The 12,847-nt window shown below is 68.2% G+C and carries 12 protein-coding genes; 5 read left to right on the top strand and 7 right to left on the bottom strand.

Features of this window, described 5'->3' with window-relative positions:
• Window positions 1–123 precede the first annotated feature (123 nt).
• The gene (locus QM841_RS00005) at window positions 124–1,005 is read right to left on the bottom strand and encodes an aldo/keto reductase (protein WP_025431798.1); all 882 of its coding nucleotides are present in this window, start codon (window positions 1,003–1,005) and stop codon (window positions 124–126) included.
• Between the two features lie 66 nt (window positions 1,006–1,071).
• On the opposite strand from QM841_RS00005, the gene QM841_RS00010 reads away from it, so the two are divergent.
• Window positions 1,072–1,884 (top strand): HAD family hydrolase, encoded by an 813-nt coding sequence (locus QM841_RS00010; protein ID WP_280778953.1) that lies wholly within the window; start codon window positions 1,072–1,074, stop codon window positions 1,882–1,884.
• 51 nt (window positions 1,885–1,935) lie between these two features.
• Here QM841_RS00010 and QM841_RS00015 read toward each other — a convergent pair whose 3' ends face one another.
• Genes QM841_RS00015 through fadD3 form a run of 5 tightly spaced genes read right to left on the bottom strand, consistent with a single transcriptional unit; the run spans window position 1,936 to window position 7,524 of the window.
• Window positions 1,936–2,985 carry an acyl-CoA dehydrogenase family protein gene (locus tag QM841_RS00015; protein ID WP_283330469.1) on the bottom strand — a complete coding sequence of 350 codons (1,050 nt, stop codon included), beginning with the start codon at window positions 2,983–2,985 and terminating at the stop codon, window positions 1,936–1,938.
• Complete coding sequence (locus QM841_RS00020; protein ID WP_283330470.1) at window positions 2,982–3,950, bottom strand: acyl-CoA dehydrogenase family protein; 969 nt, start codon at window positions 3,948–3,950, stop codon at window positions 2,982–2,984. Before QM841_RS00020 ends, QM841_RS00015 begins: the two co-directional genes overlap by 4 nt.
• Window positions 3,947–5,107, bottom strand: coding sequence for an acyl-CoA dehydrogenase family protein (locus tag QM841_RS00025; protein WP_283330471.1), 1,161 nt, complete (start codon window positions 5,105–5,107; stop codon window positions 3,947–3,949). Before QM841_RS00025 ends, QM841_RS00020 begins: the two co-directional genes overlap by 4 nt.
• Window positions 5,108–5,980, bottom strand: a complete 873-nt coding sequence (locus QM841_RS00030) for an enoyl-CoA hydratase (RefSeq protein WP_283330472.1) — start codon at window positions 5,978–5,980, stop codon at window positions 5,108–5,110. It lies immediately after the preceding gene.
• Window positions 5,977–7,524 carry a 3-[(3aS,4S,7aS)-7a-methyl-1,5-dioxo-octahydro-1H-inden-4-yl]propanoyl:CoA ligase gene (gene fadD3 / locus QM841_RS00035; RefSeq protein ID WP_283330473.1) on the bottom strand — a complete coding sequence of 516 codons (1,548 nt, stop codon included), beginning with the start codon at window positions 7,522–7,524 and terminating at the stop codon, window positions 5,977–5,979. The genes QM841_RS00030 and fadD3 overlap by 4 nt, the downstream gene beginning before the upstream one ends.
• Before the next feature lie 48 nt (window positions 7,525–7,572).
• On the opposite strand from fadD3, the gene QM841_RS00040 reads away from it, so the two are divergent.
• From QM841_RS00040 to QM841_RS00055, 4 genes are all read left to right on the top strand, one after another.
• Window positions 7,573–8,793 carry an acyl-CoA dehydrogenase family protein gene (locus QM841_RS00040; protein WP_283330474.1) on the top strand — a complete coding sequence of 407 codons (1,221 nt, stop codon included), beginning with the start codon at window positions 7,573–7,575 and terminating at the stop codon, window positions 8,791–8,793.
• Window positions 8,790–9,590, top strand: a complete 801-nt coding sequence (locus QM841_RS00045; RefSeq protein ID WP_283330475.1) for an SDR family oxidoreductase — start codon at window positions 8,790–8,792, stop codon at window positions 9,588–9,590. The genes QM841_RS00040 and QM841_RS00045 overlap by 4 nt, the downstream gene beginning before the upstream one ends.
• A 91-nt stretch (window positions 9,591–9,681) precedes the next feature.
• Entirely contained in the window at window positions 9,682–10,296 is a 615-nt protein-coding gene (locus tag QM841_RS00050; protein WP_283330476.1) for a TetR/AcrR family transcriptional regulator, read from the top strand.
• Between the two features lie 13 nt (window positions 10,297–10,309).
• The gene (locus QM841_RS00055; RefSeq protein WP_280778942.1) at window positions 10,310–11,458 is read left to right on the top strand and encodes an acetyl-CoA C-acetyltransferase; all 1,149 of its coding nucleotides are present in this window, start codon (window positions 10,310–10,312) and stop codon (window positions 11,456–11,458) included.
• A 39-nt stretch (window positions 11,459–11,497) separates the two neighbouring features.
• Here QM841_RS00055 and QM841_RS00060 read toward each other — a convergent pair whose 3' ends face one another.
• Window positions 11,498–12,760, bottom strand: a complete 1,263-nt coding sequence (locus tag QM841_RS00060) for an ATP-binding protein (RefSeq protein ID WP_283330477.1) — start codon at window positions 12,758–12,760, stop codon at window positions 11,498–11,500.
• Window positions 12,761–12,847: the final 87 nt, after the last annotated feature.

Here is a 12,847-nt window from a genome sequence, read left to right on the forward strand (position 1 = left end):
GATCCTCGACTCCATCGCACACTACTGCGCCAGAATTAAAGACTCAGGACACTAGGCGCTCCGCGCCCGTGCGCCTTTTTGGTTGCTGGAACAGCCAAAAAGGCGCACGGGTGGCGGAGCCGCCTACTCCGGTGCGCCGATGTTCAACTCGTCCGGGTGGGCTCCGACGCGGACGCCGTCGTCCATCGTCTCGATCTCGCTGAGGTCCTGCTCGCTGAGCTCGAAATCGAACACGTCGATGTTCTCGCGGATCCGCGACTCGTGGACCGACTTGGGGATGACGATCAGCCCGCTCTGCAGATGCCAGCGGATCAGCACCTGGGCCGGGCTCTTGCTGTGCCGGTCGCCGATGCGGGTGATGATCGGGTCGGTGAGCAGCGTGTTCGGCTTCGAGTTGTCGCCCCACCCCGAATTGCTGGTGCCGCCGAGCGGGCTCCACGATTCGACGGCGATGCCGTGGTCGACGGCGAACGTCCGGATCTCCTGCTGCGCCAGATGCGGATGCAACTCCACCTGATCGACCGCCGGAACGACGCCGCCCCGGTCGATCAGCAACTGCAGGTGACGCGGTTCGAAATTGCACACACCGATCGCCTTCGCGCGACCCGACTCGGCGATCTTCTCCAGCGCATCCCACGTGCGGAGGATGCGGTCGTCGTCCTGCAGCGGCCAATGGATCAGGTACAGGTCGACATAGTCGACGCCGAGACGTCCGAGGCTGGCGTCGAACGCCTTCAACGCCGGCTCGTAACCCTGATCGGCGTTCCACAACTTGGTGGTGAGAAAAATGTCTTCGCGGGCGACACCCGAGTTCGCGATGCCACGGCCCACCCCTTCCTCATTGCCGTATGCGGCGGCGGTGTCGATGTGCCGGTAGCCCGCCTCGTCCAGGGCGAACCCGACGGCGTGTTCGGTCTCGTCGTTGTCCGCCTGCCAGACTCCCAGGCCGAGCTGCGGGAGGATGGTTCCGGAATTCAGCACGATGCTGGGTACTCGAGGACTCATGCTGTCCAGGCTATCGACTGTGGTGGGGTCGTGAGGGGTACATGCGCTGCCTGGCATCATGCGGAGGTGACGCAAATTCGGCTGTTGGCGACGGACCTCGACGGCACCCTGCTGCGGTCGGACCGCACGATCTCCCCTCGCACCGCGCAGGCCATGGAAGATGCGCGACTGTCGGGGGTCGAGGTGGTGTGGGCAACGGCCCGCGCCCGGCACTCGGTGCACGAGCTGGCGCAGTCGTGCGGATTCCGGGGCAAGGCGATCTGCGCGAACGGGGCGGTGGTCCTCGACCTGGCCGACGGAACCCCGGTGATCACGGCGACGACGACCATCGCGATGGCGTCGGCTGCGGCGGCGATGGACCGGGTGCGGACGTTGATGCCCGGTGTCGTGTTCGCGAACATCGGCCCGACGCGCTTCGTCGCCGAACCGGCGTACGCGGCGTTGTGCGAGTTCGCCGACCACCACCGGCACCCGCACGAGATGGCGCTGTCGGAACTGCTGCCCGACATCGACGAGCCGATGGTGAAGATCGTCGCCCGGCACCCCGAGGTTCCCAGCGCGGAGCTGTACCGGGCGGCGGTGGCGGCCGGCGTCGACGGCGTCGAACTGACGCACTCCGGCGCGCCGTACGTCGAGATGGCGGCGTCCGGCGTGTCCAAGGCGAGCGCGCTCGCCGAGCTGTGCGCGGTCGACGGGATCTCGACGGAGGAGGTCGCCGTGGCCGGGGACGCCATCAACGACGTCCCGATGCTGACATGGGCGGGCACGGCTCTCTGCCCGTCCAACGCGCTGCCGGAAGTCCTCGCCCTCGCCGACCACGTCCTGCCCAGCAACGACGAAGACGGGGTCGCCAGCTACCTGGAGGGGCTGCGCCCGTGAGCCTTTTTGGTTGTTCCAGCTACCAGAAAGGCGCACGGGCGGCGAAGCCGCCTACAGTCCCGCCGCCGAGGCGAGTTCGGGCAGGTACTCCCGCGGCTGCCCGAACAGCTGTGCACTCCCGTGTGCACGTTTGAAGTACAGCTGCGCGTCGTGTTCCCACGTGATCGCGATGCCGCCGTGCAACTGGATGGCCTCCGCCGCGACGTGCTGCAGTGCCTCCGAGCAGTACACCTTCGCGATGACGGCGTCCTCGTGCGTCCCCGACAGCGCCGCGGCGTACGACATGGAGCGGGCCGTCTCGACGAGGGCGTACATGTCGGCCATGCGGTGTTTGAGGGCCTGGAACGATCCGATCGCCCGGCCGAACTGCTTGCGTGACTTCGCGTACTCGACCGTCTGCTCCAGCGCCGCGGACGCCGCACCCACCTGTTCCGCCGACAACGCGACCAGTGCGACCGTGCGCACCTGGTCGACGAGGTCGGTGGGGGAGACGAGCCTCCGCGCCGCGACCCCGTCGAAGGTCACCTCCGACAGCGTGCGCGTCGGGTCCATCGCCGGGACGCGACGACGCGTCACGCCGTCCGCCGACGGGTCCACCTCGAACAGGCCTTCGGACGTGAGAACCAGCAGCACGTCCGCGACGTCACCGCCGAGCACGTACGACGCCGTCCCCGACAGCGTCTCGCCCGACGCGGTGACCCCGAAACCGGACCAGCCGCCCGCACCCGCCCAGCACAGCGCGGCCACCGAACCCGCCGCGATGCCGGGCAGCAGTCGGGCGCACGCATCGTCGTCCCCCGACAGCACCAGCGCCTGCGCGGCCAGCACGGCGCTGCCCAGCATCGGCGACGGCGTCAGCGTGCGGCCCAGTTCTTCTTGCACCACATGCACTTCCAGCAGCGAGGCCCCCACTCCGTCGTATTTCTCCGGAACGGCCAACGCGGCGACGCCGATCTGCTCGCACAGCTTCGACCACAGGGCGTCGTCGAAACCGTGGTCGGTGGTGATCGCCCGGCGGACGGCGGCCGAGTCGGAATGCTTACCCAGCAGATCCCGGACCGACGACCGGAGCGCCGCCCGCTCCTCGTTGTCGAAACTCATGACGCCTCCACGAGCGAGTCGACGACGCGGCCGCGGTGGAACGCCGGCGTGCCCCAGGCGGTGACCAGTGCCCGGACCTTGGTGAGCCACAGCGACAGGTCGTGTTCCTGGGTGTAGCCGATGGCGCCGTGCACCTGCAGCGCCACCCGCGCCGCCCGGTACGCGGCATCCCCGCACGCGACCTTCGCCGCCGAGACGTCCCGGGAACTGTCGACGGACCCGTCCCGCACCGACATGGCCGCACCGTGCAGCAGCGGCCGCGACATCTCCAGCCCGACCGCGACCTCGGCCAGGTGATGTTTGATGGCCTGGAACTGTCCGATCACCTTGCCGAACTGCTTGCGCTGCTTGGCGTAGTCGGTGGTCACGTCCAGCAGGGTCTGTCCGAGTCCCTGCAGTTGGGCGGCGGTGGCCAGGGCGCCGAGATCGAACGCGGGCGCGAAGTCGGCGTCGCCGAGGGCGTCGCCGGCGGTCAGTGGGAACAGCCGTCGCGACTGATCCACCGAGGTCTGCACCGCCCCGGCCTTTCCGAGGCGCACCGTGGCACCGTCGACGAGCAGGACGAGGTCGGCCGAGTCGGCATCGACGGCGAACGGGACGTGCGGCGCGGCCGCGACCGTGGCGAGTGAACCGGAAGCCAACGCCGCCAACCGGTCCGGGGTCACCTGCGCGAGCAGGGCGGGCGCGACCGCGACGGTTTCGGCCACCGGACCGGGAACGGCATGACGTCCGAGTTGTTCGACGGCCACGACGAGGTCGACGGCGTCGGCGCCCAGGCCGTCGTGCTCATCCGCGATGAGCAGTCCGTTGACGCCGGTCTCGGCGAGGCGCTGCCACACCTTCAGACCCGGACCCGTGTCGCCGGTGTTCCACGACCGGATCACCGCCGGCATGTCCGCCTTCGACAGCAGGGCGTCGATGCTGGACGCGAAGTCCTGATGGGAGGAGTCGAGTGTGAATCTCATCGATCCGCCTTCGGTAGGCCGAGCAGCCGCTCGGCGATCACGTTCTTCTGAATCTCGTTGGTGCCGGCGTAGATCGGGCCGGACAGGGAGAACAGGTAACCGTCCATCCAGTTGTCCGCGAGCTCCGCCGAGGCGCCCTGCAGTTCGAGCGCGGTCTCGTGGGTGGCGATGTCCCATTCCGACCAGAACACCTTGTTGATCGACGATTCGGCGCCCAGCTGCCCGCCATCGGCGAGCCGGGTGACGGTGCCGAACGTGTTCAGCTGGTAGGCGCGGGCGCCGATCCAGGCGTCGGCGACCTCGTTCCGCAGGGCCGCGTCGTCGGTACGTCCGCTGTCCCGGAACAGTTCGACCAGCCGATCGACCGTCGCGAGGAAACGGCCCGGGCTGCGCAGCGACAGTCCGCGTTCGTTGGACGCGGTGCTCATCGCCACGCGCCAGCCCTCGTTCACGCCGCCGATCACTCCGGACTCGCCGGGGTTCGCGGGGTCGTCCGGGACGAAGACGTCCTCGAGGAAGATTTCCGCGAAACCGGGTTCACCGTCCAGCTGATCGATCGGGCGCACGGTGACACCCTTCGAGCGCAGGTCGAACATGAAGTAGGTGATGCCCTTGTGTCGCTGGGCGTCCGGGTCGGACCGGAACAGCCCGAAACCCCAGTCCGCGAAGCTCGCCCGCGAACTCCACGTCTTCTGCCCGTTCAGCACCCAGCCGCCGTCGACGCGCCGCGCGGTGGAACGGAGCGACGCGAGGTCGCTACCCGACTCCGGCTCCGACCAGGCCTGCGCCCAGATGTCGTCGGCGCGGGCCATCCGCGGCATGATGCGGGCCAACTGCTCGGCGTTCGCGTGCTCGAACAGTGTCGGGGCGAGCAGGAAGATGCCGTTCTGGCTGACGCGTCCGGGCGCACCCGAGCGGTAGTACTCCTCCTCGAACACCACCCATTCCAGCAGCGACGCGTCCCGTCCGCCCAGTTCCTCCGGCCACGACACCACTGACAGCCGGGCGTCGGCGAGAGTCCGTTCCCACTCGCGGTGCGCTTCGAAACCCTCGGCGGTGTCCATCGACGGCAGCGGTTCGGCGGGAACGTTGTCGCGCAGGAATGTTCGCACCTCCTCGCGGAAGGCGACGGTGGCGGCGTCGAACTCGAGATCCACTTACTTCGCCCCTTCGTTCGAGTTGCGCGCACTGGCCGCCATCGACTTGGCATCCATGCCGCCGAGCGGATCGGTGTCGATCTCGGCGTTGTGCGCGTGCGCGAAGTGGTGGAGGCCGAAGACGGAGTCCATGCCGTTCCGCATGCCCATCTGGTCCTCGCACTGGTTGACGGCCTTCTTGGTGAGCGCGAGCCCGAACCGGGGCATGGCGGCGATGCGTCCGGCGATGGCGAGGGTCTCCTGCTCCAGGTCCTCGCGGGGCACGACGCGGTTGACCATGCCCACCTCGTACGCGCGCTGCGCGGTGAACCGGTCGCCGGTGAAGAGGATTTCCTTCGCGAACCGCGGTCCGAGCATCCACGGGTGCGCGAAGTACTCGACCCCCGGAATGCCCATACGTACGACCGGATCGGAGAAGAACGCGTCGTCCGAAGCCACGATGAGGTCGCACACCCACGCCAGCATCAGGCCGCCGGCGATGCACGCGCCCTGGATCATCGCGATGGTCGGCTTCGGGATCTCGCGCCAGCGACGGCACATCCCGAGGTAGACCTCCATCTCGCGGGCGAACCGCTGGTCCCCACCCGGCTTGTCGACGTGGTCCCACCACATGACGGCCTTGTTGTCGTAGTGCACGTGATGGTCCCGGCCCGGGGTCCCGATGTCGTGCCCGGCGCTGAAGTGCTTCCCGTTGCCTGCGAGGACGATCACCTTCACGTCGTCGTCCTCGACGGCCCGCTCGAACGCGGCGTCGAGGGCGTACGTCATCACCGAGTTCTGGGCGTTGCGGTAGTCGGGGCGGTTGAGCGTCACGACTGCGACACCGTCACGTACCTCGTAGGTGACGACGTCACCCTCGTCCGGAACCGTCATTTCTTCTCCTCACGCAGAACGTTTTTCATGACCTTCCCGGAGGGGTTCCGGGGGAGGGAGTCGACGAAGCGCACCGATCGGGGCACCTTGAAGTTGGCGAGTCGCTCCTTGCAGAACGCGACCACGTCGTCCTCGGCGAGCGTGACGCCCGGCTTGGCGACCACGTAGGCCCGCCCGACCTCGCCCATCCGCTGGTCGGGTACGCCGATGACGGCAGACTCCGCGACGCCGTCGAGTCGGGCAAGAGCGTTCTCCACCTCAGCGGGATACACGTTGAAACCGCCGGAAATGTACATGTCCTTGAGGCGGTCGGTGATGTCGACGTAACCGCGGTCGTCCAGGGTGCCGACGTCGCCGGTGTGCAGCCAGCCGTCCGCATCGATGGTCTTGGCGGTCGATTCGGGGTCGTCGAGGTAGCCGAGCATCACGTTCTCGCCGCGCACCAGGATCTCGCCCTGGTCGCCGATCCGGACCTCCATCCCGGGGATGGCGCGACCCGACGTCGTCGACACGGTCACCGGGTCGTCGTCGGTCCGGCACATCGTGACCACCACCGCCTCCGTCTGGCCGTAGGCGGTGAGGACGGTGTCGAAGCTCAGCTCCGACTGCATCCGTTCGACCAGTGCGACCGGAACCGCGGCCGCGCCCGTGATCGCGACCCGCAGGCTGGACAGGTCGTACTTCGGGCGGTCGGGGTGGTCGAGGATCGACTGGAAGATCGTGGGGGCGCCGGGGAGCACGGTGATCTGCTCGTCGTGCACGGTCGCCATCACCTTCGGCACGTCGAACACCGCCATCGGCACTACCGTCGCCCCGTTCAGCAGGCACACCAGGAACCCCGCCTTGTACCCGAAGGTGTGGAAGAACGGATTGATGATCAGGTAGTTGTCGTCGGAGGTCACCTCGGCGCACTCGCCCCACGCCTGCGCGATGCCCACCGACTGCCGGTGTGCACTCATCACGCCCTTGCTGCGGCCCGTCGTGCCCGACGTGAACATGACGTCGGAGACGTCGTCGGGGGAGACGGCGGCCGCGCGGGCGTCGGCCTCGGCGCGCGTGTCCTCGTCGGCGAGGGCGAGGAAGTCGTCGAAGTCGAAGACTCCGGGAACCTCGGCGTCGCCGCCGTCGACCGGAACCCGGACGACGGTCGGCAGGTCGAGGGTGCTCGACTCGTCGCGCAGCGCCGCGTACCGGTCGGCGCCGAGGAATTTGCCCGCGACCACCAGTGCGGTGGTCTTGGTGCGCTCGAGAATGTCGAGGGCCTCGGTGGCCGTGTACCGGGTGTTGATCGGGACGAGAGTCGCGCCGGCGTAGTGGATGCCGAGCGCCGCGACCACCCAGTGATACGTGTTGGGCGACCACACGGCGACGTGATCGCCGGGTCGTACGTCCTGTGAGCTGAGTGCGGCGGCGAAATCGCGGACACGGTCGTGCAGTTGTGTGAAGGTCAGACGGACGTCGCCGTCCGCCACGGCTGTGAGCTCGCCGAATTCGCGTGCGGCCCGATTCAGGGCGGACGGGGTGGTTGTCGGTTGTTCGGTCACTGGGCTCCCTACCTACCTAGCAAGTGCTTGGTAGGTTATCTTACAGACGTGGACCAGAGCGAGAGCCCGGACGGGCTGATCACCGACGACGACTTTGCGCAGACCGTCAGGACGTGGCTGAACGACAACCTCACCGGCGAGTTCGCCCGGCTGAAAGGCAAGGGCGGCCCCGGCAGCGAGCACGAGTTCTTCGAGGAACGGCTCGCGTGGGACCGTCATCTCGCCGCGGCGGGATGGACGTGCCTCGGCTGGCCGAAGGAGCAGGGCGGGCGCGGAGCCACTCTGGCGCAGCAGGTGGTGTTCCATCAGGAGTACGCGAAGTCGGGGGCGCCGGCGCGGGTCAGCCACGTCGGCGAGGAACTGCTCGGCCCGACGCTCATCGCGTTCGGCACCGAGGAACAGAAGCGTCGCTTCCTTCCCGGCATCAACACCGTGACCGAACTGTGGGCGCAGGGCTATTCCGAGCCGGGCGCAGGTTCCGACCTCGCGAACGTATCCACGACTGCGCGCCGCGACGGCGACAAGTGGGTGATCAACGGGCAGAAGGTGTGGACGTCCCTCGCGCACGTCGCCCAGTGGGCGTTCGTCGTCTGCCGTACCGAACCGGGATCCAAGCGGCACCAGGGTCTGAGCTTCCTGCTCGTCCCGCTCGACCAGCCCGGCGTCACGGTCCGGCCCATCCAGCAGTTGACCGGCACGTCCGAGTTCAACGAGGTGTTCTTCGACGACGCCGTCACCGACGCGGATCTGGTGGTCGGGGAGCCCGGCGACGGCTGGCGGGTCGCGATGGGTCTGCTCACCTTCGAGCGCGGCGTGTCCACGCTCGGGCAGCAGATCGGTTTCGCCCGCGAACTGCAGGGCGTCGTCGACCTCGCGAAAGCCAACGGCGCGGCGACCGACCCCAGCATCCGCGAGAAGATCGCCCGCGCGTGGGTCGGGCTGCGGGTGATGCGGGCACACGCCCTGCGCACCGTGGAAGCGGTCGACGCCGGGACCTCCGGCGCGGAGGCGTCCGTCGCGAAGCTGCTCTGGGCCAACTGGCACCGCGACCTCGGACAGCTGGCCATGGAAGTGCAGGGCCCGGCGTCGCTGCTCGCCCCGGCCGATCCGTCGTCCGTCGTCACGGACCCCGAACATCTGGAACTGGGCGACTGGCAGAGGCTCTTCCTCTTCACCCGCGCCGACACGATCTACGGCGGATCCAACGAGATCCAGCGCAACATCATCTCCGAGCGCGTGCTCGGACTTCCCCGAGAGGCCCGTTCATGACTACTGCTCCGCTCGCCACCGCGCCCGTCGAGACTCCGGGCCACGACCTGCTAAAAGGCAAGAAGGTCGTCGTCACCGCCGCGGCGGGCACCGGCATCGGATTCGCGTCCGCGCGACGCGCCCTGCTCGAGGGCGCCGACGTGCTGGTGTCCGACTGGCACGAGCGTCGCCTCCTCGAGACCAAGGAGAAACTCGCCGCCGAGTTCCCTGGGCAGGCGGTCGAGGCGCTGACGTGTGACGTGTCCAGTACGGAACAGGTGGACGCCTTGATCGCCGGCGCCGCCGAACGACTCGGCAGGATCGACGTGCTCGTCAACAACGCCGGACTCGGCGGCGAGACCCCGCTCGTCGACATGACGGACGAGGAGTGGGACCGCGTCCTCGACATCACGCTGAACGGAACGTTCCGGGCCACCCGCGCCGCACTGCGCTACTTCAAGGAGGCCCCGCACAACGGCGTACTGGTCAACAACGCGTCCGTCCTCGGGTGGCGGGCGCAGCACTCGCAGGCGCACTACGCGGCGGCGAAGGCCGGAGTCATGGCGCTGACCCGGTGCAGCGCGATCGAGGCCGCCGAGTACGGCGTCCGGATCAACGCCGTCGCGCCCTCCATCGCGAGGCACGCGTTTCTCGCGAAGGTGACCAGCGAGGAACTCCTCGACAAGCTGGCGTCCGACGAGGCGTTCGGCCGCGCCGCCGAGGTGTGGGAAATCGCCGCCACCATCGCCATGCTCGCCAGCGACTACACCACCTACCTCACCGGCGAGGTCGTGTCGATCTCGTCGCAGAGGGCGTAGCCGCCCTGTGCGCCTTTTTGGTAGCTCCAGCAACCAGAAAGGCGCACGGGGCCGAAGGCCCTAACAAGCGCTTGGTTGATAGGATGTGACGATGACGCCACCCCCCGCCGACGACACGTCCGGCAAGTCCGGACGCCGGACCGAACTCCTCGACATCGCGGCCACCCTGTTCGCCGAACGCGGCCTGCGGGCCACCACCGTGCGCGACATCGCCGACGCCGCGGGCATCCTGTCGGGCAGCCTGTACCACCACTTCGACTCGAAGGAGTCGATGGTCGACGAGATTCTACGGGGCTTCCTCGACGACCTGTTCGGCAAGTACCGCGAGATCGTCGCGTCCGGACTCGACAGTCGCGCGACCCTCGAAGCACTGGTCACCACGTCGTACGAGGCGATCGACGCGTCGCATTCCGCGGTCGCGATCTATCAGGACGAGGTGAAGCACCTCGTCGCCAACGAGCGTTTCGGGTACCTGTCCGAACTGAACACCGAATTCCGCGAGCTGTGGATGGGTGTGCTCGAGGCGGGTGTGAAGGACGGCAGCTTCCGGTCCGACATCGACGTAGAGCTCGCCTTCCGATTCCTCCGCGACACCGCCTGGGTCGCCGTCCGCTGGTACCGGCCCGGTGGCTCCGTCACGGTCGACACCGTGGCCAAGCAATACCTTTCGATCGTCCTCGACGGACTTGCGAGTCCCCACCACTGACTAGGAGTTTCACATGACCGAGGCCTACATCGTCGACGCCGTCCGCACACCGATCGGCAAGAAGAACGGCGGCCTGTCCGGCGTGCATCCCGCCGACCTGGGTGCGCACGTCATCAAGGCCCTCGTCGAGCGCACGGGCATCGACCCGGCCGGTGTCGACGACGTCGTCTTCGGTTGCGTCGACGCGATCGGCGGGCAGGCGGGCAACATCGCCCGCACCGCGTGGCTGGCCGCCGGTTACCCGGAAGAGGTCCCGGGCGTCACGGTGGACCGGCAGTGCGGGTCGAGTCAGCAGGCCGTGCACTTCGGTGCGCAGGCGATCCTGAGCGGCACCGCCGACCTGATCGTCGCAGGCGGTGTGCAGAACATGAGCCAGATCCCGATCGCCTCGGCGATGATGGTCGGTCAGCAGTACGGATTCGACACCCCGTTCGGCGGATCGACGGGCTGGACGGAACGCTACGGCGACCAGGAAGTGTCGCAGTTCAACGGCGCCGAACTGATCGCGGACAAGTGGGACATCAGCCGCGAGGAACTCGAGCGCTGGGCGTTGCAGAGCCACGAGCGGGCGCGGACGGCCATCGCCGAGGGTCGCTTCGACCGCGAGATCGTCCCGTTCGGTGACGTGACGACGGACGAGGGTCCCCGCGAGACCAGCCTCGAGAAGATGGCGGCGCTGAAGACCCTCACCGACGGGGGACGTCTCACGGCCGCAGTCGCGAGCCAGATCTCCGACGGTGCGAGTGCGGTGCTGCTGGCCTCACCGGAAGCGGTCGAGAGGTACGGCCTGACTCCCCGTGCCCGCATCCACCACCTCAGCGCCCGGGGCGCCGACCCGATCTTCATGCTCAGCGCCCCGATCCCCGCCACGCGTTACGCGCTGGAGAAGACGGGCCTGAGCATCGACGACATCGATTTGATCGAGATCAACGAGGCCTTCGCGCCGGTCGTCCTCGCATGGATCAAGGAGATCGGCGCCGACCCGGCGAAGGTCAACGTCAACGGCGGCGCGATCGCCCTCGGCCACCCACTCGGCGCGACCGGCACGAAGCTGATGGCCACCCTCCTCAACGAACTCGAGCGCACCGGAGGCCGCTACGGTCTGCAGACCATCTGCGAAGGCGGCGGCACTGCCAACGCCACCATCATCGAACGCCTGTGAGTACTTGTTAACCGCGGGCGGTTAACAAGTACTCACAGGTCAGGTGCGGGCGTGACCGGCGATGTCCTCCGTGAACGCCTGCATCATCTCGGCGGTGAGGGTGGGACGCACCGTGCCGATCACGTCCAGGTAGTCCTGGGTGCCGGCATGGCAGCGTCCACCCGAGTCGACGCTGCACTCGAACGTCGCCTGCGCAACGGTCCGTGCCGCGTGCGCGACGTCGGCGGGCGTGTAGCCCTCGGTCGCGGCAACGAGGGCGGACACGTCGACCTGCTCGTTGCCGAGGTAGCGCTCCCACAGGGCGTGCCGGGCCTCCGCGTCGGGCGCGCCGATCGGCAGCACGTAGTCGAAACGTCCGTGACGTAGGAACGCATCATCCAGTGCGCGAACGGAATTGGTGGCGCACACCAGCAACCGTCCGCCGCGTTCACGGAAGTGGACGATCGACTTCAGCAGTTCGTTCACCACCCCTACGGACTGCGATCCGGGCCTGCGCCGCGCCGCCACCTCCTCCACCTCGTCGATGAAGACGACGACGTGCTCGAGTTCGCCCATCGACGTGAACGCCTCCCCGAGACCGGCGGCGAGACCATTCTCGCCGGCCGCGAGCCGCGACGGGAACAGCTCGACGAACGGCCAGCCGAGCCGGCTGGCGATGGCACGCGCGAACGTCGTCTTCCCGGTTCCCGGTGGTCCGAACAGGACCACGGCGCGCGGCGGTGCCACGCCGTGGTCGGCGGCCAGCGCGGGCCGCGACAGCGGGAGCACGATCTTGCGTTCGATCAGCGATTTCTCCCGCGTCATGCCGGCGACCTGTTTCCACAGTCCGGCGGGCGGTACCGCGCCGCCGAGCGTCGCCAGGACCCCGGCCGTGCGGGGCGACACCGTCCCGAGTTTCTCGTAGTACGTGACTCCGCTGCGGGCGGTGAATCCGGAATTGCTCAGCGCGGTGGCACCGGTCTCCCCTTCGGGGAGGAGGGCGGCCACCCGTCGCACTCCTCTGGCGAGGAGCCGGTGCTCGAGCTGCGACAACAGGGCGCTGCCGAGCCCTTGCCCACGCCATTCGGGATCGAGGGAGATCCGCATGACCCAGGCGCGGTCCTCATCGACGCGAGCGACCGCCGTCCCGATGATGTGCCCGTCCCTCGTCGCGACGACCGCGGGGTGACGGTTCAACAGACTCCCCACCACGTCCGAGAGTGCGAACAGGGGCAGTTGGTCCGTGGTGGTGGAACTGCTGTCCATGCGCACGACAGCCTCGAGATCCTCCGGTTCGAAGTCTCGGATGGTCCAGGCGTCCATGCGCCCTCCCTGAAGTGGATGGCGGATCCTCAGACTACGTCTGCCGTGAGTACTTATTAACCGCGGGCGGTTAATAAGTACTCACGG

It is taken from the genome of Rhodococcus sp. IEGM 1307 (genome assembly GCF_030056915.1).
GTDB lineage: Bacteria > Actinomycetota > Actinomycetes > Mycobacteriales > Mycobacteriaceae > Rhodococcus_F > Rhodococcus_F opacus_D.